The 20833-nt window shown below is 48.6% G+C and carries 19 protein-coding genes; 14 read left to right on the top strand and 5 right to left on the bottom strand.

Features of this window, described 5'->3' with window-relative positions:
- Positions 1-156: 156 nt before the first annotated feature.
- On the bottom strand, positions 157-1044 hold the full coding sequence (locus GGR41_RS11185; RefSeq protein ID WP_244951465.1) for an MBL fold metallo-hydrolase: 888 nt from the start codon (positions 1042-1044) through the stop codon (positions 157-159).
- Between the two features lie 40 nt (positions 1045-1084).
- On the opposite strand from GGR41_RS11185, the gene GGR41_RS11180 reads away from it, so the two are divergent.
- Entirely contained in the window at positions 1085-1441 is a 357-nt protein-coding gene (locus tag GGR41_RS11180; RefSeq protein WP_244951464.1) for an ArsR/SmtB family transcription factor, read from the top strand.
- A 303-nt stretch (positions 1442-1744) separates the two neighbouring features.
- Here the strand turns inward: GGR41_RS11180 and cadR are convergent, their stop codons facing one another.
- Positions 1745-2170 (bottom strand): Cd(II)/Pb(II)-responsive transcriptional regulator, encoded by a 426-nt coding sequence (gene cadR, locus GGR41_RS11175; protein WP_077734905.1) that lies wholly within the window; start codon positions 2168-2170, stop codon positions 1745-1747.
- A gap of 78 nt (positions 2171-2248) precedes the next feature.
- On the opposite strand from cadR, the gene GGR41_RS11170 reads away from it, so the two are divergent.
- Together GGR41_RS11170 and GGR41_RS11165 are read left to right on the top strand one after the other, a co-directional pair.
- Positions 2249-4507, top strand: a complete 2259-nt coding sequence (locus tag GGR41_RS11170) for a heavy metal translocating P-type ATPase (RefSeq protein WP_167661907.1) — start codon at positions 2249-2251, stop codon at positions 4505-4507.
- 45 nt (positions 4508-4552) lie between these two features.
- Entirely contained in the window at positions 4553-6238 is a 1686-nt protein-coding gene (locus tag GGR41_RS11165; RefSeq protein WP_167661906.1) for a SulP family inorganic anion transporter, read from the top strand.
- On the opposite strand, the gene GGR41_RS11160 is transcribed toward GGR41_RS11165, so the two are convergent.
- From GGR41_RS11160 to glpK, 3 genes are read right to left on the bottom strand one after another with little or no spacing between them, the layout of a single operon-like run.
- Positions 6165-6926 carry a lipoyl protein ligase domain-containing protein gene (locus GGR41_RS11160; protein WP_167661905.1) on the bottom strand — a complete coding sequence of 254 codons (762 nt, stop codon included), beginning with the start codon at positions 6924-6926 and terminating at the stop codon, positions 6165-6167. The genes GGR41_RS11165 and GGR41_RS11160 overlap by 74 nt on opposite strands.
- Positions 6923-7393 (bottom strand): TM2 domain-containing protein, encoded by a 471-nt coding sequence (locus tag GGR41_RS11155; protein WP_167661904.1) that lies wholly within the window; start codon positions 7391-7393, stop codon positions 6923-6925. Before GGR41_RS11155 ends, GGR41_RS11160 begins: the two co-directional genes overlap by 4 nt.
- 8 nt (positions 7394-7401) lie before the next feature.
- Complete coding sequence (glpK, locus tag GGR41_RS11150; protein WP_167661903.1) at positions 7402-8892, bottom strand: glycerol kinase GlpK; 1491 nt, start codon at positions 8890-8892, stop codon at positions 7402-7404.
- Positions 8893-8980: 88 nt separating this feature from the next.
- On the opposite strand from glpK, the gene GGR41_RS11145 reads away from it, so the two are divergent.
- The 11 genes from GGR41_RS11145 (at position 8981) to cheY (ending at position 20827) form a co-directional block, all read left to right on the top strand.
- Positions 8981-10564: a glycerol-3-phosphate dehydrogenase/oxidase gene (locus GGR41_RS11145; RefSeq protein ID WP_167661902.1), complete on the top strand. Its 1584-nt coding sequence runs from the start codon at positions 8981-8983 to the stop codon at positions 10562-10564.
- A 330-nt stretch (positions 10565-10894) separates the two neighbouring features.
- Complete coding sequence (gene flhD, locus GGR41_RS11140; RefSeq protein WP_077734911.1) at positions 10895-11245, top strand: flagellar transcriptional regulator FlhD; 351 nt, start codon at positions 10895-10897, stop codon at positions 11243-11245.
- A 1-nt stretch (position 11246) separates the two neighbouring features.
- Positions 11247-11921, top strand: coding sequence for a flagellar transcriptional regulator FlhC (gene flhC, locus GGR41_RS11135; protein WP_167661901.1), 675 nt, complete (start codon positions 11247-11249; stop codon positions 11919-11921).
- A gap of 83 nt (positions 11922-12004) precedes the next feature.
- Positions 12005-12874 (top strand): flagellar motor stator protein MotA, encoded by an 870-nt coding sequence (gene motA / locus GGR41_RS11130; RefSeq protein WP_167661900.1) that lies wholly within the window; start codon positions 12005-12007, stop codon positions 12872-12874.
- An 11-nt stretch (positions 12875-12885) separates the two neighbouring features.
- A complete protein-coding gene (gene motB / locus GGR41_RS11125) occupies positions 12886-13878 on the top strand; it encodes a flagellar motor protein MotB (RefSeq protein ID WP_167661899.1) in 993 nt (330 codons plus the stop codon).
- A 127-nt stretch (positions 13879-14005) separates the two neighbouring features.
- Complete coding sequence (gene cheA / locus GGR41_RS11120) at positions 14006-16144, top strand: chemotaxis protein CheA (protein ID WP_167661898.1); 2139 nt, start codon at positions 14006-14008, stop codon at positions 16142-16144.
- An 18-nt stretch (positions 16145-16162) separates the two neighbouring features.
- Positions 16163-16660 (top strand): chemotaxis protein CheW, encoded by a 498-nt coding sequence (locus GGR41_RS11115; RefSeq protein WP_167661897.1) that lies wholly within the window; start codon positions 16163-16165, stop codon positions 16658-16660.
- 55 nt (positions 16661-16715) lie between these two features.
- Entirely contained in the window at positions 16716-18434 is a 1719-nt protein-coding gene (locus GGR41_RS11110; protein ID WP_167661896.1) for a methyl-accepting chemotaxis protein, read from the top strand.
- Positions 18435-18448: 14 nt separating this feature from the next.
- Positions 18449-19297, top strand: coding sequence for a CheR family methyltransferase (locus GGR41_RS11105; RefSeq protein ID WP_077732865.1), 849 nt, complete (start codon positions 18449-18451; stop codon positions 19295-19297).
- Between the two features lie 33 nt (positions 19298-19330).
- Positions 19331-20392 (top strand): protein-glutamate methylesterase/protein-glutamine glutaminase, encoded by a 1062-nt coding sequence (locus GGR41_RS11100; protein ID WP_167661895.1) that lies wholly within the window; start codon positions 19331-19333, stop codon positions 20390-20392.
- Between the two features lie 45 nt (positions 20393-20437).
- Positions 20438-20827, top strand: a complete 390-nt coding sequence (gene cheY / locus GGR41_RS11095; RefSeq protein WP_167661894.1) for a chemotaxis response regulator CheY — start codon at positions 20438-20440, stop codon at positions 20825-20827.
- The last annotated feature ends 6 nt before the right edge of the window (positions 20828-20833 follow it).

Raw genomic sequence — 20833 nt, 5'->3', positions numbered from 1 at the left:
TATTTGGTCTGGGCTACTTTTAACTGCTGTGGTAGCTGAGGTGCCTTGGGTTTTAGCAGACTGGATGCCTAAAATTGGGTTAAGCAGTCACTTACGGGAAATGGTAATTAACGCGATAAATCATCATTAAAGCCCGTCTTTTGACGGGCTTTTGGTTTAGTTAAACATATTAAGCGGGATTTTTAAGTACGAAACCTGGTTGGCTTCGGCCTGCGGCAAGTGTCCCGCTTGAATGTTAATTTGTAATGCGGGAAGCATAAGCCGAGGTAGGCCCAAAGTTGCATCACGAGCGTTACGTAGTTGTACAAACTGGGCTTCAGTCGTGTTATTTTTTAGATGAATGTTGTGTGTTTTTTGATCGGCTACGGTGCATGAATAATGAGGGGCTCTGTCATTAGGCGGGTAGTCGTGACACATGAATAAAACGGTGTCATCGGGAAAGCTTAATAACCGCTGCATGGATTGGTAGAGCTGCGTGGCACAACCACCCGGAAAATCACAGCGTGCCGTGCCCACATCAGGTAAAAATAAGGTGTCGCCGACAAAAATGCCCAGACCTTTCACGTGGTAAGCCATATCAGCAGGGGTGTGACCGGGTACATGCAATACTTGGACTTCTAGCGACCCAATATGAAAAATATCGCCGTCGTTCCAAAGCGCATCAAAAGGGCTGCCATCGGTGGGCTGTTCAGCGCCTAAATGGTAGATGTCTTTAAAGCAGCGCTGCACTTGGGAAATGGGGGCTCCGATAGCAATGCGAGCCCCTGTTTTGTCTTTTAGCCATGCAGCGGCCGATAAATGGTCGGCGTGGGCATGGGTTTCCAGGATCCATTGCACCTCAAGGTCATGAGCGTGGATATAGTCCAGCAGTTTTTGCGCTGACGCTGTACAGGTTTTCGCTGCAGACGGGTCATAATCTAAAACTGGGTCAATAATGGCACAGGCTGTCTGCCCAGGCTGATGAACCACATAAGAGTAGGTAGAGGTCTGGGGGTCAAAAAAGGCCTGAGCATGAGGATGGGGCATAATAACTCCAGCTGTCATTTCAAAATCGTTAGTATATAATTAAGTATATTAAAGCACTATGAAAAACACAATGATGACTGATAATGCAAAGCTATTAACGGAACTGAACGCTGTCGCTGACGAGGCTGCTGGCTTATTAGGATGCATGGCTAACCCTGACCGACTGATGCTGTTGTGTATGTTAGTACAAGGAGAACGCAATGTATCTGAGCTTCGGGATTTAACCGGCATAGAACAACCGACTTTATCCCAGCAGCTCACCGTATTACGAAACGAAGGCCTTGCTCAAACACGTAAAGCCGGCAAGTACGTGTATTACCGGATAGGTAACCCAGACGTGTTGCGCATTATGCAAACTTTGTACGACATTTTTTGTGCGCCAGACCGCTCGGAATCCGACCCAGGCCTTGGCTAATTGGTTGTTTAGTGCACACCAAAAGGGTGTGGTGGGGCTCAACACCGGGGCTTTTGTTTGATCTAACGCAGAAAACACGTAAATCGGGTAATTGCGTAGTGGTTATTTCATGAAACTTTGCTACAGTCAGAGGTGGCGTTAAAAAACTACGTTTACGTCATCGCTGTTCCAAATTCATTCAGTGCACTGCAAACCCCTTAGACCTCAATCTAACGGCCTATCGCGCTGTCACCACGGGTGAACCATCTGTGTGTAGTACCTTATAACACCCTTCGGGGTGTTTTTTTTCTGTTCAATTGCACATTAGCCCAAGTGAGTCTCGTTATCAGGTAATGGGTCCATATTGCTGATTTGATCCAAAATACCGCAGGCTTGGTCAGGGTTTTCGTGTGCGCACGCCGCTTTAAGTTGAAGCAGTTGTTGGCGTAATTGGGTCAACTCTTCAATGCGAACATCAACGTGGTGTAGGTGATCAGAAATTACGGCAGTTACTGGCTCGCAGCCGGCCTCGGGGTGGGCAATAAACTGCAGCAGGTGTCGAATTTCTTCGTGGGTCATGTCTAGACTGCGGCAGTTCCGAATAAAGCGTAATCGCTCTTTATGCAATGGGCCGTAGTGTCGGTAATTGTTGTCTGAGCGCTGCGGCTCGGGCAATAAATTAATTTTTTCATAATAGCGAATGGTTTCTGGGCTGCAATTTGTCTGTTCGGCTAATTCACCAATTTTCATGATGCCTCCTTGGCTTGACCTTGTAGTTACTTTAAGGTGTTTACTACTAAGCATACAAGATAGTGTTAAAGGTGCGTGATGAAAAAAGAGCAAGTACAAAAAGATTTAGACCGTACAACCGTAGCCAAGTCGGTGTCATCATGTTGTGAAACGCATACTCATCATGATCACAGCCACGATAACCATCAACACCATACTGCTGCCTCTACTGTAGCGCCGCTAACACCAAGTGCTGATCAGGAGCTCACTCAGTTCTATATTGCACAAATGGATTGCCCAGTGGAAGAGCAATTAATTCGTAGCAAACTCGAAACAAAAATGGGTGTGGTGCAGCTTCAGTTTAATTTGATGCAACGGCGTTTAGACGTAGTCCATGCGCAGGGGTTAGCCGCAGAGATAACGCGAGACTTAACCCGACTAGGCATGGCGCCACAACAAATTCATGAGACTCAAGCGCCAACACAGACCCCATCGGCATCGTATCGCCCATTGGTTAAGATTGGGATTGCCGTCGGCTTAGCTTTAGTTGCAGAGGGCATGACATGGCTAGATTTGTCCGCCGCATGGGTCTTACCTGTGGCCTTGGCCGCATTATTACTTAGTGGGTTGAGCATTTATAAAAAAGGCTGGATTGCTTTAGCCAATCGCAATTTAAACATTAATGCGCTCATGAGCATTGCGGTAACCGGAGCCGTGCTGATTGGAAGCTGGGCCGAAGCCGCTATGGTGATGTCTTTATTTGCCTTGGCAGAATTAATTGAAGCACGCTCTTTAGATCGTGTACGGCATGCTGTGGATGGGCTCTTAAATCTTGCCCCCGAACAGGTCGAGGTATTGACGGCAGACGGGCAGTGGCAGCTGCAACACGCACAACAAGTACCCTTGGGCGCCGTCGTACGTGTGATGCCGGGTGCGCGTATTGGTTTAGATGGAGTGGTGCAAGCAGGCCGCTCTGTGGTGAATCAAGCGCCTATCACTGGGGAAAGCGTACCGGTGGATAAACAAGAGGGCGATGAGGTCTTTGCTGGGTCCATTAATGGATTCGGCGAGCTGCAATTTATCACGCAGGGCACCTATGACAATACATTATTAGTGCGCATTGCGTTGGCTGTACAAAATGCTCAGCAAGGTAAAGCCCCCGTACAGCGGTTTGTGGATCAGTTTTCACGTGTCTATACCCCTATCGTGACACTTGTTGCGTTGGCTTTGGCCGTGTTGGGGCCTTGGGTATTTGGTGGGGCGTGGCTTGATTGGGTATATAAAGCGTTAGTGTTATTAGTCATTGCTTGCCCATGTGCTTTAGTCATTTCCACACCGGTGGCAGTGGTCAGTGCGTTAACACGGGCTGCCCGGATGGGGTTACTGATTAAAGGGGGCGTGTACCTAGAACAAGCCCGTCATTTGCGTTATTTAGCGTTAGATAAAACAGGCACCCTAACCGTTGGTCAGCCGCAATTACAAGACCACTGGTTGGCAGCGAATGCAGACCAAGCGTTAGCACTTGCCTATTCGTTAGCTCAGCGTTCAGATCACCCCGCATCCGTGGCAGTAGCGGAAGGGTTAAGCGGACAGGGCTTAAACGCGTTGCCTTTAACTCAGTTTGAAGCCATTCCCGGCGCAGGAGTGCAAGGCCTTTGGGATGCTACGGTGTGGCGGCTTGGAAAGCTCAGCTGGATGCCTACTGCGGCGCTTTTACCTGATGCCCTTCAGGACTGGGTACGTCTGCAACAGCAACGGGGGGCAAGCTTGGTTTTTTTAGGTTCGGATCAGCAGATTTGGGCTGCCTTTGCGGTCTTGGATCAAATTAAACCAGCTGTAGCCGAAGCGCTGCACCAGTTGCAAACGCTTGGGGTTCAAGTGGAAATGTTATCGGGCGATAATCAAGCCGCCGTGCAACATGTTGCGCAGCAAGTGGGTTTGCAACATGCCCAAGGTGATTTACTGCCCGAGGACAAACAGCGTATTGTCAGTGCACGCACCCAACGTGGCGTCACCGGTATGGTCGGCGATGGCATTAACGATGCACCGGCTTTAGCGCAGGCTTCGATTGGCTTTGCTATGGGGGCATTGGGTACAGACATGGCCATTGAAACGGCCGATGTTGCCATTATGAACGATGACTTGCGTCAGATTCCTCGTACCATTCGTTTATCGCAGCGCTTACATCAGATTCTGGTACAAAATATTAGTGTGGCCTTGGGCATTAAGGCGGTGTTTTTGGTCATGGCTTTGATGGGGAGTGTGACCATGTGGATGGCAGTGTTTGCCGACGTAGGGGCGAGCTTATTAGTTATCGCTAATAGTTTGAGGTTGCTAAAGTTGCGTGTTAGCGCTTAAATAAATAGACATCGTTTATTAATAATACATAAAGGATAGCTAACTGTGATCGCATTGCTTGAGGCAAAGCGAGCTGGGTTGCTGGCTCGCAATAATTGGCTTAGAAACTGTATTGCGGGCATTATTGTCGGGGTCGTGGCATTGCCTTTGGCTATGGCGTTTGCTATTGCCTCTGGGGTCAAACCAGAGCAAGGCATTTACACCGCCATCATTGCTGGGCTGGTGGTATCACTGTTCGGGGGCAGCCGCGTACAAATTGCAGGCCCCACCGGCGCATTTATTGTGATTCTTTCCACCATCGTGGCACAACATGGCATAGAAGGTTTGCAAATTGCGACCCTTATGGCGGGTGTCATGTTGTTGGTCATGGGGTTTACACGGCTTGGTGTCATTATTAAATACATTCCTGTGCCAGTCATTATTGGTTTTACGGCGGGTATAGGGGTCATTATTTGGGTGGGACAATGGGAATCTTTTTTTGGTTTACCCGCTCCGACCGGCACAAATTTTCACGAAAAGTTGTGGCACTTACTAGGGGCTTTGCCTCAGTTCGATGGCGCCACCACAGCGGTAGGGGTGCTGTCATTATTTTTAGTGCTCTATACCACGCGTATGCCATTATTGAAAAAGGTGCCGGGGCCGTTAATTGCGCTCATCGCACTAACCCTGCTGCAAAGTATTTTCCAATTTCCTACGGTGGCAACCATCGGCACTGCCTTTGGTGAAATTCCTCGTGGTTTACCTTCTTTGCAGCTACCCCATTTAAGCCTATCGCGCATGATAGAGTTAATTGGGCCGGCTTTTGCCATTGCCATGCTCGGAGCGATCGAGTCATTACTTTCTGCCGTCGTGGCCGATAACATGGCAAATACGCGCCATAACTCAAACCAAGAGCTCATCGGGCAGGGGTTGGCGAATGTATTAACGCCTTTATTTGGGGGTATTGCGGCAACGGGTGCCATTGCACGCACGGCGACCAATATTCGTAATGGGGGTAACAGCCCTATTGCTGGGGTGGTGCATGTTTTGGTGCTGGTATTAGTGTTGGTGTTGTTAGCGCCACTAGCGGTGAATATCCCCTTAGCAACCCTTGCCGCAATTTTATTTGTCGTGGCTTGGAATATGAGTCAGCCGCAAACCGTTATACGGCAGTTAAAAACCGCCCCGCGCGCCGATGTGGCAATTTTACTGATTACCTTTGCCCTAACGGTATTTGCTGACTTAGTCGTTGCCGTCAATATAGGTGTGGTATTAGCCATGCTGCACTTTTTGAAACGGATGTCAGATAGTGTAGAAGTGCGCCGTCAAACCACTCAGCAATTAAAGCGCGAGTTTGCCCTAGATAATTTGCACTTTACCGATGATGTGGTGGTGTTGAGTGTCAATGGGCCATTTTTCTTTGCCGCCCTCGACCCGCTTGATGCCGCTTTAAATGAGTTAAACCCTTCCGTCCGGGCCGTGATATTGCGGTTAAATCAAGTGCCTTTTGTTGATGGCACAGCGCTAGGTGCATTGGATCGTTTTGTCCATAAAGCCCATAAAAAAAATATTAAGGTCTTTTTGTCCGAAGTGAATCCGGCGGTTTATAAAACTATTACTCGTATGGGCTTAACCAAACGGTTAGGTGTAGAGCGTATCTGCGATGGCATTCCTACTATTATGGCCATCCTTGGTCATGAGGCGGGGACAGCTGGCTCAGCACCTGCTGCAGCGCCTGCAAAAAATCGGTAGGCCCTAAACCCAGGCGCGCCAAGCTGCAAATTTTATCTGCTTGGTAGCGTCGGGGTTGATGTAAAAGCTGTTCGACCAAATTGGTTTTTAGGGTCAAGGCTTTTTCATTGATATCCATCAGGATCACCGCATGCACCAAGCCTACATGCCATCCAGTAGGGTCGCCCGGTTGGCGTGGTTGATCAGCAAAGCGTAAGGGTGGGGGCGCAAGACGCCAGACCTGAGCCGTCCCCACGATTTTTTGGTAGGGATCATTGCCTACGGCTAGATTAAAGCGGCCGTCGCAAAATGAGCCGTCAACCGCTTGGGGTGAGCTCGGTATTCCGCATCGTTCAAGCGCCTGCTGCAAAATACGACAAATAAAGGGATATGCCGCTTGGGCTAAGTCAAATGGCTTTCCATACTGTCGCCAGCTTAGGCTGAGGTTCCAAACCCCAGGCCCTTGTGGAACCACACCGCCCCCTGATTGACGTACTTCGATGGGCCACCCAGCACTGGCTAAGGCGTGTTGGGTAGCCTCAAAGTGCGGATTGCGCCCATAGGTGCGAGGCACCACTATGCCTTGGGTGCCTTGCCAAATCAGCGCCTGAGGGCCATGCGTCAGCACGCGGTCCATCAGCAAGATATCGCTGGTGTTCGCTTGTGGGGTAGCAAGTTGAGTATGCGTTTCAAAACAAATATCACTCATAAGCGCAGCATGAACTCATCGTCACTCATTAACGCGTAGCGTAGGGCATCAATCCAACTCAAAATCACACTAAGCGGAGCGAATAGGTAGAACAGGACTAAATACATCAAGCCCCAGCCTAATTGACCGATGTAGAAACGATGAATACCTGCCCACCCTAAAAAAAATGCCAGAAAAATAGCGGTTTTGCGTTTAGAAAGACGTCGCGGTGTAGAAGTATCGTTTGATTGGTGTCTACGGCTTAGCCAATAGCTAATAGGTAGCGTCAAAATGAGCGCCAAGGCCACCTTGCCCCAGTTCAAGCGTAAATACTGCTGAATGGTGTGAATAACATCCTGAAAATTATGGAACGCCAGGCCAGTAAGATATGACAGCCAGTGAATGAGCTCGGTGCTGATACGCTCGCCAAAACTTAGGCTGACTAGCAATACAATAAACACACCTATCGCTAATGCTATATTTTGCATGCTTCTTTTTACTCCACACACGTTTGACGAATGGCTTTTTGCCATTGGGCAAGCCGTTCGGCTACGACATCACGCGATAGTTGAGGCTCAAAAACTCGATCTACCCGCCATAACGCTTCAATTTCAGAGGGATCAGCATAAATACCACACCCCAAGCCTGCTAAATAGGCCGCCCCTAAGGCCGTGGTCTCGATAAGAGTTGGACGCACGACGGGTAAACCAAGTAAGTCAGCTTGGAACTGCATTAAGAGGTTATTTTGGCTAGCACCGCCATCAACCCGTAGCTCAGACAAAGCGGGAGCCCCCGTTTGAGCGGCGTCTTTAGCCATGGCTTCGAGTAAGGCACTGCTTTGAAAAGCAATACTTTCCAAAGCAGCGCGGGCAATATGCGCCATGGTCGTACCACGGCTTAAACCGGTGATTGTACCCCGTGCGTTGGCTTGCCAGTAGGGGGCGCCTAAACCGGTAAATGCAGGTACAAACATGACGCCGCCTGCATCGGGCACGCTTAGAGCTAATTGTTCGATTTCAGCACTATGAGTGAACGCATCTAAGCCATCACGCAGCCATTGCACCACCGCACCTGCTACGAACACACTGCCCTCTAAGGCATACGCAGGGGCACTATCAATTTGTGCCGCACACGTACTGATCAGACCATTTTGCGATTGTTCGATGGTGGATCCGGTGTGCATCAGCATAAAACACCCCGTGCCGTAGGTGTTTTTAGCCATGCCCGCCTTAAAGCAGGCTTGTCCAAACAGAGCGCTTTGTTGGTCGCCTGCGACACCGTAAATAGGCACAGCATGCCCTAAATGCTCGGCGTTGGCTTCAGCAAACAAGCTGCTAGAGGGCTGAACCTGAGGCAGGAGATTGGCAGGTATATCAAAAAGTGCTAAAAGTTCATCATCCCACTGTTGGGTGTGAATGTTATAGAGCAAGGTGCGTGATGCATTGCTGGTATCGGTGCAATGGACTTGGCCGTTTGACAATTGCCACAGCAGCCACGTGTCGACGGTGCCAAAGGCTAAGTGACCCTCTTCGGCGAGTTGGCGTAGGGCAGGCTGCTGCAAGAGCCAAGCAATTTTAGTGGCCGAGAAATAGGCATCAATACGCAGGCCGGTCTTTTCAAAAATAACGGTTTCATGGCCTTGGTCGCGCAATTGTGCACAAAGGGGTTCAGAGCGTCGGTCTTGCCACACAATAGCGTTATAGACAGGTTGTCCAGTGCGCCGATCCCACAGGACGGTGGTTTCACGTTGGTTTGTGATGCCAATGGCCTGGATCTGAGCCGCACTAAGGTGGGCTTTTTTTAAAGCTTGTTGTGCAGTGTGCAGTTGGCTGCGCCAAATTTCCAAAGGATCGTGCTCTACCCAGCCTGATTGGGGATAAATTTGGCTAAACTCCAGCTGTGCTGAGCTAATCACTTGACCTGATTGGTCAAAAACGATGGCACGAGAGCTTGAGGTGCCTTGATCTAGTGCAAGTATGTAGTTCATAACACATAAATTTATTTTGAATGCCTAAGTTTACCTGTAGCTTGAATTAAACTATAGGCCACGTTTGTTTTTTTATTGGTTTTTCTCAATGACATCAAGAATTTCTCCCCTCCTTACTGATAGATCCCAGCTTTTAGCCGCGTTAGAGCGCACTCAACACGTTGATGTCGTGGTGATCGGGGGTGGAGCGACAGGGTTAGGGGTGGCGGTAGACGCTGCATCACGAGGCTTATCGGTTGTATTGCTCGAGGCCGAGGACTTTGCTAAAGGTACCTCATCGCGTGCTACAAAACTGGTGCACGGTGGGGTGCGCTACTTGGCGCAAGGCAATATTTCACTTGTGCGCGAGGCGTTACATGAGCGTACCGCTTTATTGCGCAATGCGCCCCATTTAGCTGCACCCCTAGGCTTTGTGATGCCTTCCTATAAATGTTGGGAAACTCCTTTTTATGGGGTGGGGCTAAAGGCTTACGATGCATTGGCCGGTAAAGACGGGCTTGGCTCGACCCGATTTTTAACTAAACGCCATGTTGAAACGGCCTTGCCAGGGGTGCGTACTCAGGGTTTAAAGGGCGGGGTCATGTACTGGGATGGCCAATTCGATGATGCGCGATTGGCGTTGGCGTTGGCACGTACTGCTGCGCAGCATTCCGCCTTATTGGTCAATTACTGTCCTGTCTCAGAGCTGCTTTATACCAATGATCGCGTCACCGGTGTGGTGTGCCATGATGCAGAAACCAAGCAGTCTTTTCAGATTCATGCGCCATGCATCATTAATGCGACGGGTGTGTGGGTTGATCATTTACGCACCCAAGATGCTCATCATACCAGTCAGCCCACCGATAGCTTAGTCAGCCCGAGTCAAGGCGTGCATTTGGTAGTAGATCGCGAGTTCTTACCTAGCGAACATGCATTGCTCATACCTAAAACTGCCGATGGTCGTGTGTTATTTGCGGTACCTTGGCTAGGTAAAGTGATTTTAGGCACCACCGACACACCTCGCCACGATTTGGCACTCGAGCCTACACCATTTGAAAGTGAAATTGATTTTATTTTGTCCGAGGCGGCCAACTACCTAACAAAAAAACCCACACGCGCTGACGTAAAAAGTATGTGGGTGGGGTTACGTCCTTTAGTTAAAGCGCCTAGCACCGAGGGCAATACGAAAAAGCTAAGCCGCGAACACACTATTTTGAGCAGTCATTCCGGGTTAGTTACTGTAACAGGTGGTAAGTGGACGACATACAGAGCAATGGCAGAGGATGTCTTAGATCATTGCGAGGAACACGGGTTACTGGATCTAAAAACCAAACCTTCTGTAACAAAGCACTTACGTTTAGTGGGGGCTCCTGATCACAACAGTTGGCGCATGGTGCATACGCAGCCAGATAACACGGCTTATGGCACCGAAGCCACCTGGGTACAAAGCCTCGAAGGGGCCGATACCGAAATTCTGCCAGGGCTTACTCAGGCTATGGTACGTTTTGCTGTGCGTTATGAATACGCTCGCACTGTAGAGGATGTGTTGGCTCGACGATCACGCTGGTTATTTTTGGATGCCAAAGCCGCAGCCGATGCAGCGCAAAGCGTTGCAAACATACTACAAAGCGAGGGCGTTACAACTCCACAGCTCGAAGCCTTTTATGAATTGTGTCACCAATATTCACTCTAATACTATTGGTAAATTGATATATATCATCCTTTGTTAGCGAAATAACGGTTTTAATAAAGAAAAGAAGCTACGTATTAGCCGGCATGGCTTATGTTACTAATTGTATAATATTGCCGCCATCCATATGTATATGACACAATTTTGTTATATTTGCGTGGGCACACATATCTGTTAACATTTATTAAACAATTTAACATGTGTCATTTTGTTGCTACATACACCAGCTAAACTTTCACTGGTTTTCGTTCGCTAACTCCCTACTCATTATTGCCGAGGCTTCACCTCAGAGAGTTGGTCGAACTTTGTTTCGAAAAATTCAAGGAGGGGCGTATGCCCGTTTCAGACAATACGTTATTGGGTGACATTCAAGAGGTCAATTTATCCTACTTGCTTTTAGCTCAGCGTTTGTTACGTGAAAACTTTTCTGCAGGCATGTATCGTTTGGGTTTTGATCAGGATGTGGCTGAAACCGTATTAAATTTATCTCCTGCACAAGTTATACGCTTGTCTTCATCCAATACTTTGTTGTGTGGATTTAGACTTAATGACTATGAGCTGCTCTCCACCCTCACACAGGATGTGTTGGGTGGGGTGTTGCAACAAGCGCATTCCACTATTTTGTTGTCGCAACGTGCGGTTGCTGCGGTAGAGCTTGCAGAGACTCCCGCTCTAGATAGCTAATATGGCAACACGTAGCGTTTCTCAAGAAGCAAAGGATATCGAACTAGCGACCCAAATGATTCATTTGGGCGCGCGTCTACAAGTGCTTCAAGCTGAAACTGCCCTTAGCTACGACCGTCTTGCGCGCTTGTATCGAGAGGTACGAGGTTGCTCGCCACCCAAAGGCATGCTGCCTTTTTCGGTGGACTGGTTCACTACCTGGCTCCCTAATATCCATTCCACTTTGTTCTATAGCGTGTATTGCTATATGGACAAGCTCACGCCTGCGCACAAGGTCAATGCACTTATCGAGGCCTACAAGCTCTACCTAGAGCAAGCCTGTGCAGGGCGAGTAGAGGGCATGGGCGAAGAGCCCGTGCTTAGCTTTACGCGTGCTTGGATGCTTATTCGTTTTTTTGAAAGTGGCATGTTGCAATTGACGCAGTGTGAGCGCTGTACTGGCCAGTTTATTGCCCATGCTCACGACCCAGAGACGGGATTTGTCTGTGCCATCTGTAAACCACCACCTCGGGCAGGAAAAACGCGTTCAAGCAAAAAGGTGCGTACGGCTAAAACAGCTAAAAAAATCATAGGCGCCAAACAAGCGACTAAATCAACTCCCAAAAAAGTAATAAAGGAAAGCTCAAGCACAGCGAAAACTGCAAAAATAATTGCTAAACCTCAAGATAAGGACTAAAAGGCCGCCTAACGGTGGTTTTAGCTTTAGAGGAAACAAGCGACTATTAAGGCTGTGTCAGAGTACAGAATCAAGGCTGAGCCGTGTTTATAATTCTTGGATATTTAATTGTTTTTTTCTCGGTCTTCGGTAGTTATGTAGCCCTCGGAGGATCGCTAGGGGCTTTGTATCAACCGTTTGAGTTGTTACTAATTGGTGGTGCAGCGTTAGGGGGCTATTTTGCAGCCAGTAACGGTCGCTCCATCTCGATGCTTTTTAAAGCCATCAAAGGGGCCCTGAAGAGCTCGCCTTATAACAAGGCGCTGTACATGGAGCTCATGAGCTTGTTGTTTGCTTTGCTGACCAAAGCGCGACGCGACGGCATGATGGCGATCGAAGCCGATATCGAAGACCCCAAGCAAAGCGCTATTTTTACGGCCTATCCGGCCATTTTGCGCGACAACTTGCTGATTGAGTTTATCTGTGATTATTTGCGCATTATGATCAGCGGCAACATGAGTGCTTTTGAAATTGAGGCGCTCATGGACCAAGAAATCGACAGCTTCCAAGATGAACGCTCCATTCCTTCTAACGCCTTACACGTAGTGGCCGATGGACTGCCTGCGTTTGGTATTGTGGCGGCGGTATTAGGGGTTATTAAAGCCCTAGCCTCTGTGGATCAACCTCCAGCAGTGCTCGCTGATTTAATTTCTAAAGCGATGGTAGGAACCTTTTTAGGGATTCTATTGGCTTATGGCTTTGTGTCGCCGCTGGCGAATGTGATGGATAGCCGCAATGCGGCAGCCGTCAAAGTATTGGAATGCATCAAGGTGACGTTGCTCGCCAATTTAAACGGCTACCCACCGCCTGTGTCCGTAGAGTTCGGGCGCAAGGTACTGTTCTCAAGTGATAGGCCTTCATTTATTGAGCTTGAAGAGCACGTGCGTCAGTCTCGCGCCAGTGCAAACAAATAAAGCGATAGCTCATGAGTAAAGACAATATTATTGTTGTTCGCCGTAAAGGAAGGCGTTCCGAGCGGCGTCATGGCGGCAGCTGGAAAATTGCTTATGCGGATTTTATGACCGCTATGATGGCGTTTTTTCTTGTCATGTGGATCTTGACGTTGGTGCCTCGCGAGGAACTCAAAGAAATTGCCGATTATTTCCGTATGCCATTAATGGAAGCCATTACTGGCGGTGCGCGGTCCGAGTTTTCGCATAGTGTGATCCCCGGGGGAGACCCAAGTATCGTACCGCAATCTTACCCCTCTGGTGGGCAAGACGGCGAGCATCCACGCGATATGGAGCGTCTGGAAGATCTAAAGTATGAACTCGAGGCGCTCATTCAGTCCGATCCAGATCTAAAACAATTTCATCCGCAGCTGTTGTTAAACATGACCGAAGATGGGTTGCAGATCCAAATTATCGATAAACAAAATCAACCGATGTTTGCTATGGGTAGCGCGAGTGTGTTGCCTTATATGCGGACTATTTTGCGGGCTATTAGTGGGCTGTTAAACGAAATGCCTAATCGTATTCGTATTGTGGGTCATACGGACTCCGTACAATACGCAACGGGCGAAAGGGAATACAGTAACTGGGAGCTTTCTGCTGATCGAGCAAATGCGGCACGCAAAGAGCTAGTGGTAGGTGGACTGAGCGAAGACAAGGTGAAACAGATTATCGGCCTGTCATCCACTGTAAGTTTAGTTAAAGAAGATCCCGCTGCTGCCGTGAACCGACGTATCAGTATTACGGTCTTGAGTAAAGCCGCTGAACAGCGTATTGACGCCGAAAACGAGGCGGCTTTGACAGATCAAGAGCTGGAACTGTTGCGTCAGGACACCTCGCTGTATGAGCCACCGCACATTGAAGACAGTACGGCGATGCCAGAGCCAGACGATGCAAGCCACACCACAACCCCTGCAGATTCTGATGCAGATCAGGGCGAAGGCACAAATTTAACGAGTTCACCATAAATATATGTTATATATTTTGAATTCAAATTACATTTAGCAATAAAAAACACAAATACGCGATATCTATAGCCTGACTCTGGGTTTTGATAGGTTGTAATGGGGTAGTTATGTTACTAAGGACGCATGTATGAGCTCCGGGGTAGATTTAAGTCAATTTTACGATACCTTTTTTGATGAAGCCGACGAACTGCTCGCCGATATGGAGGGCCTGTTACTCGAGCTGGACATAGACGATCCAGACAGTGACATGCTCAATGCCATCTTCAGGGCAGCGCACTCCATCAAAGGGGGCGCGGCGACATTTGGCTGTTTTGGGCATTTGGCCGAAACCACGCATTTGCTAGAAAATCTGTTAGATTTCGTGCGCGATGGCGAGATGGATCTACGCCAAGACTTAATCGATTTGTTTCTGGAAACCAAAGACATTTTAAGCGATCAGGTTCTGGCCTATCGTAACGAAGCCGAGCCCGATGACGAAGCTTTTGAGCGTATTTGTGTACAGCTACGTCAAATTGCTAAAGATCACGTCGAGGGGAACCTTAGCACGGCAGCCGACTCGCAAACTATGGATGACTTGCTCGTAGAGGCCCAAGTAAGTCAAGACGTTGTCATGGCGGCTGCCCCCACACCTCCCTCCGTACCCACACCGAACCCCAATACAGACGGCGTTTTGCCGCTGTGTGTTAAGGTCAGCAATGCCTCAGATAAAGACTTAGCGGTCTTGCGCGAAGAAATGGCATTAATGGGCGACATTTTGCACGAGCAAAACGCCCCAGGTGCGCTAACGCTTTGGTTAACCACCACCGCTTCGGCAGCCGATATCGAGGCCGTATGCTGTTTTGTTGTGAATGAAGATCAACTGCACATTGCGTACGAAGCCTTGCCCACTACCACAGCAGTGCCAGCTCCTCAGTCAGAGCCCGTCGCAGCAGCACCTGAAACGGTGGCTGCTCCTGCGCCTACGCCTCCTGTTCAGCCAGCACCAGCTCCTCAGGCTGCAGTCGAAGATAAAGAAAAAGAAAAAGCTGCACCCCGTGCGCCTAAATCGAATGGCGCTAGCGCACGCAGTGAATCCAGTTCGCTTCGAGTTGGAGTAGAAAAGGTAGATCAAATTATCAACCTCGTGGGCGAGCTTGTCATTACTCAAGCCATGTTGGTGCAAACGGCTTCTACACTTGATCCAGTTATTCACGACAGACTGTTAAACGGCATAGAGCAACTTGAGCGTAACGCGCGCGATCTCCAAGAGGCGGTGATGTCCATTCGTATGATGCCCATGGATTACGTATTTAGTCGGTTCCCTCGTGTGGTACGTGAAAACGCAGCGCGCATGGAAAAAGAAATCCGTCTAGTTACCAAAGGTGCTGGAACAGAACTAGACAAGAGCTTAATTGAGCGCATTATTGACCCCTTAACGCACTTGGTGCGTAACAGTATTGACCACGGCATTGAGTCACCTGAACAGCGTGTGGCCGTAGGCAAAAAAAGCGAGGGCACCTTAACGTTGTCAGCTCAACACCAAGGGGGCCATATTGTGATTGAGGTCACTGACGATGGCGGTGGGCTCAAACGCGACAAAATCCTTAAAAAAGCCTTAGCAAATGGCTTGATTACGAATGAAAACATCTCGGACGACGAGCTCTGGCAGCTTATTTTTGCCCCAGGTTTTTCTACCGCCGAAGAGGTCACCGCGATCTCTGGACGCGGTGTGGGGATGGATGTAGTGCGCCGCAATATTCAAGGCATGGGAGGGCATGTGCAGATCTTCTCTTCTGCAGGCCAGGGCACGACGACGCGTATTGTGCTGCCGTTAACGTTGGCTATTTTAGACGGCATGTCAGTCCAAGTAGGCCAGGAAACCTTTATTTTGCCGCTCAGTCATGTTACCGAATCCATGCAACCCACCGAAGAGCAAATGCGTAACATCACCGTCGAAGATCGCGTGATGTATGTGCGTGGTGAATACTTGCCCGTGGTCTCTTTAGGCGAGGTATTTGGGGTCGAGGGCCATCAGACCAACCTCAAAGAAGCCATTGCCGTGGTATTACAGGCCGAAGACATGCGCTTTGCATTGATTGTGGATCACTTAATTGGTCAGCATCAAGTGGTGGTGAAAAATCTAGAGGCCAATTACCGCAAGATTCCGGGCATTTCAGCGGCCACCATTTTAGGTGATGGCAGTGTGGCTCTAATTGTGGATGTATTTGCTTTGCATCGTCTCACGCGCGATCGAAATCAATCCAGTCCCACCGCGCTAATGAATTAATAAAAATACGGAGTAATCATGAGCAAAAACGTAGTTGCCGATGTTGAGCAAAGCGATAACAAAGAGTATTTGGTTTTTATTCTTGCCCAACAAGAGTACGGTATCGATATTCTTAAAGTGCAAGAAATACGTGGCTACGAGGCCCAAACCGTCACACGCATAGCTAATGTCCCATCTTTTATTAAAGGGGTCACGAACTTGCGTGGCGTAATTGTGCCTATTGTGGACTTACGCATCAAGTTTAATTTAGACGAAGTGTCTTACGACCACCAAACGGTAGTGGTTATTTTGAACCTTGAAAATCGCATTGTAGGCGTAGTGGTTGATGGCGTGTCCGATGTGCTGAATCTGCAAAACAGCCAAATCAGTGATGCCCCTCAGTTTGGTGGCTCTGTGTTATCTACCGAGTATTTAACCGGTATCGGAACCGTCGATGAGCGTATGTTGATTTTAGTTGATATTGAAAAACTGATGACCAGCGAAGAAATGGCATTAGTGGACAGTGCCACGCTGTAATTTACCCTCATTTTCATAGGCTCATTGGTTAAACGCACCATACAACGGGGATGGCATGAACTTAGCAAACTTGAAGGTCAGAACCAGTTTAATTCTTGTTCTGTTGTTTTTTATTTTTGCCTTGATTGGTGGGGCGGCATTAGGCATTTTGTCTTTAAAACAAAATAACTACGCCTTGCAGCAAATCATGCAACATCAACGCGCGATGGTGATGTTGAATGCAGCCATAGATTCCTATAAGGATGGTCAAAATTACTTAGGTCGTGCTCTCGCTAGCTATGCGCAAAACATTGGTGCTAACGATTACACGACGTCAAGCTCGTGGGTAGAAGACGGGGCCGGCACTGCCAAAAGCTTAGATATCAGCACGACGCACCTGCTTGAGCAAGCTCGTGCGCAGTTTAATGGCTCCGAGCAACGCTTCGAGCGCTACAAGGAATTGGGCCAAGAAATTCCCGATTTAGGCGAGGACTTCGGGCGTATTGTGGTGGCCTACGACGCCCTTATGGCCGAGGGGGTACCTCCTTTGTTTGATCATTTACTTAAAGGCGATACCACCGGTTTTAATCATCATTTAATGGGTGTAACCCACCAATTAGAAAATGAAGTGACCTCATTGGTCATGCAGCTTTCAATTCAACAGCAAGATGTAGTAGAAGGCCATGCTTCACGTGAAGAAAAACAATACGGTTTTGTGTTGAAGCTCGTCGGCGTGGGCATGGTGGCAGCGGCCTTGATTTCTGCGCTGGCCTATTGGTTCCTGAATCGTATGGTGTTGGCGCCCCTGCGCCGTATTGATGACCATTTTGCGCAAATTGCGCAGGGCAACCTCACTGATGCGATCTCTGTTACCTCCACTAACGAGCTAGGCATCGTGTTCCAAGGCCTGCATGCTATGCAAACCGAGCTACGTCGTATGGTGTTAAGCGTGCGCGAAGGAGTGGACTCCATCCGTTTGCATGCGACGGAAATTCATGCCGGTACCGATGATCTCAGTAGCCGTTCAACCCAGCAGGCGGCGGCACTACAGCAAACCGCTGCGAGTATGGATGAGTTAGCCAGTACAGTACGTCAAAATACTGACAATGCACAACAAGCCAGTGGTGTAGCAGAGCAAAGCGCCAAAGTCGCCCAAGAAGGGGGCGGGGCTGTCAGCTCAGTGGTGCGGACGATGGAAGACATTTCCGCGGGCTCGGCAAAGATCTCTGACATTGTTAGCGTCATTGACAGCATTGCTTTCCAAACAAACATTTTAGCGTTGAATGCTGCCGTAGAAGCAGCACGTGCCGGTGAACAAGGCCGAGGCTTTGCAGTCGTAGCAGGTGAGGTACGTTCTTTAGCTCAGCGCAGTGCTCAAGCAGCACGTGAAATTAATGAGCTCATTACCCAGTCTCAAGAGCAGGTAGAAAAGGGAGTCTTGCAGGTAGGTCATGCTGGTAAGGTAGTAGGAGAAGTCGTTCAAGCCGTTTCAGGCGTGTCTGTGTTAATGACTGAAATCTCAGAGGCCTCACATGAACAGTCCATGGGTATCGATCAAGTGAATCGAGCCGTGATTGAAATGGATGCGGTGGTACAACAAAATGCACAGCTAGTAGAAAACACCGCTTTGTCTGTAGAGGCGCTTGAAGACGAAGCCAGACGGTTGACTCAGTTAGTGGCAGCATTTAGAGTGAGTGCCCAAGATGCGATAGTATCGCCTCAACACATAGCGCCTGAGGACGAGTCGACCCATTATTACGCTGGTGGCTCAACCCCCTATTTACTGGAGAGCTAATTAATAGCTGTTATATGAAGCAGTCAACTGAATCACCCATTTCGTTTGCATTGCCGGGCATGCCGGCCATGTCAGCGGCGGATTTTGAGCGAGCTGCTCGTTTGATTAAATTAAGATCAGGTATTGTTTTAGGTAGCCACAAAGAAGACATGGTGGCTCGAAATTTAGGTTTATGCACCAAGCGTTTGGGGTTAACTCGAATAAGCGACTACTTGGATCATCTAGATAGACACCCCGAGTCAGCCGAGTGGGATCAATACATTTCTATCTTTACGATTAATCACACCGCATTTTATCGAGAACAACACCATTTCGATATTCTTAGCCACTTTGTAAAAGAGCTAAAAAGACCGATCTCTATTTGGAGCAGTACCTGCTCCACTGGCGAAGAGGCGTATTCGATTGCCATAACGGTTCAAGAGGCGCTTGGCACCTTAGATAGTAGTATCCATATACTGGCTACCGATATCGATATTGAAGCCGTAGAGCGTGCCAAAAAAGGCGTATTCACCCTAGATCGTGTGCAGCCAGTGCCTCAGCCGCTGTTAAAAAAATATTTTTACCGTGGCACAGGTGCTTATGAGGGTAGAGCCAAGGTGAAACCGCATCTACAACAGGCGATCGAGTTTGGCGTCACTAATTTAGTCTCTGAGTCGGGTTGGCCACATGGGCGTCAGTTTGATGTCGTTTTTTGTAGAAACACCATGATTTATTTCGATAAGCCAACCCAGACAAAACTGTTAAGCCGTTTTGCTCAGTCTATGAAATCTGGTGGCTTGTTATTTGTAGGGCACTCAGAGAATTTCTCGCAAATGACAAACGATTTTAAATTACAAGGCCAAACCGTCTACGTACGTGTTTAGCTCATACCGATTGATTGAGTTATTAGTATTGTCATGAAGAAAATACGTGTTTTGTGTGTAGATGATTCGGCACTAGTGCGCAGTCTAATGGTGGAGATCATCAATAGCCATGATGATATGGAGGTAGTTGCTGTTGCTCCAGATCCCATTGTGGCTCGGGATCTAATAAAAGAATACAACCCCGATGTGTTGACCTTAGATGTGGAAATGCCACGTATGGACGGCTTGGACTTTTTAGAACGCCTAATGCGTTTACGTCCTATGCCAGTGGTGATGGTATCCTCGTTGACCGAACGAAATTCAGATATTACATTGCGTGCTCTAGAGCTCGGTGCAGTGGATTTTGTGACGAAGCCTCGATTGGGGTTACGCGATGGGTTGATGGAATATTCCGATATTATTGCAGAAAAAATCCGTGCAGCCGCCATGTCTAGGCCACGTCGTCGCGTCGCTCAAACCGATCAACCGGCTACCTCTCGCCGTGTATTAACACGGGGGTTTTCCACCACAGAAAAACTGATTATGATTGGTGCCTCTACGGGGGGCACCGAAGCCATCCGTCAGGTGTTAGAGCCTTTGCCAGCAAACAGTCCAGCCATCATGATTACCCAACACATGCCAGCAGGCTTTACGCGTTCGTTTGTACAACGGCTTGACTCGTTATGTCAGGTTCAAGTGCACGAGGCCGAGCATGGTCAGCGTGTGCTACCCGGCCATGTGTATTTAGCGCCAGGCGGGATTGCGCACATGAAATTAGCGCGCTCAGGAGCCAACTATGTGGTAGAGCTCGAGGACAGCGAGCCAGTCAACAGGCATCGCCCGTCCGTCGATGTGTTGTTTAATTCAGCAGCAGAAATAGCAGGGAAAAATGCGATCGGCGTTATTTTAACCGGTATGGGCAAAGACGGTGCCCAAGGCATGCTTGCTATGAAAAAAGCAGGGGCAATGACCTTTGCCCAAGATGAAGCCAGTTGTGTGGTGTTTGGTATGCCACGCGAAGCCTTAGCGATTGGGGCAGCAGAGCATGCTGTTCCTTTGTCAGAAATGAGTGAGCGAATTCTCGCCAGCGCTGGGTCTTTCGGTCATCGCGTGTAAGGCGCGAGACTCAGTGCCTATTATTTGTTATTGGAGAGTACCTGAATGACCAATAAAAATCTAAAGATTTTAGTGGTAGACGATTTTCCCACCATGCGTCGTATCATTCGTAATCTATTAAAAGATTTGGGTTACGAAAATGTAGACGAAGCCGAAGATGGGGTGATGGCCTTAGAAAAATTACGAAATGGCAGTTTTGACTTTGTGGTCTCAGACTGGAATATGCCCAATTTAGACGGTTTGGAAATGCTGAAGCAGATCCGAGCTGATGGAAACTTGAGCTCTTTACCTGTACTGATGGTTACAGCCGAAGCCAAAAAAGAAAATATTATTGCGGCGGCTCAAGCAGGTGCTAGTGGTTATGTGGTTAAGCCATTTACTGCAGCGACGCTTGAAGAGAAACTCAATAAAATTTTCGAGAAAATGGCCTCTTAATCAGGA

The organism is Paenalcaligenes hominis (assembly GCF_011927625.1).
GTDB lineage: Bacteria > Pseudomonadota > Gammaproteobacteria > Burkholderiales > Burkholderiaceae_B > Paenalcaligenes > Paenalcaligenes hominis.
Note: the sequence above shows the minus strand (reverse complement) of the source record. Positions and strands in the feature narration are given on the sequence as shown.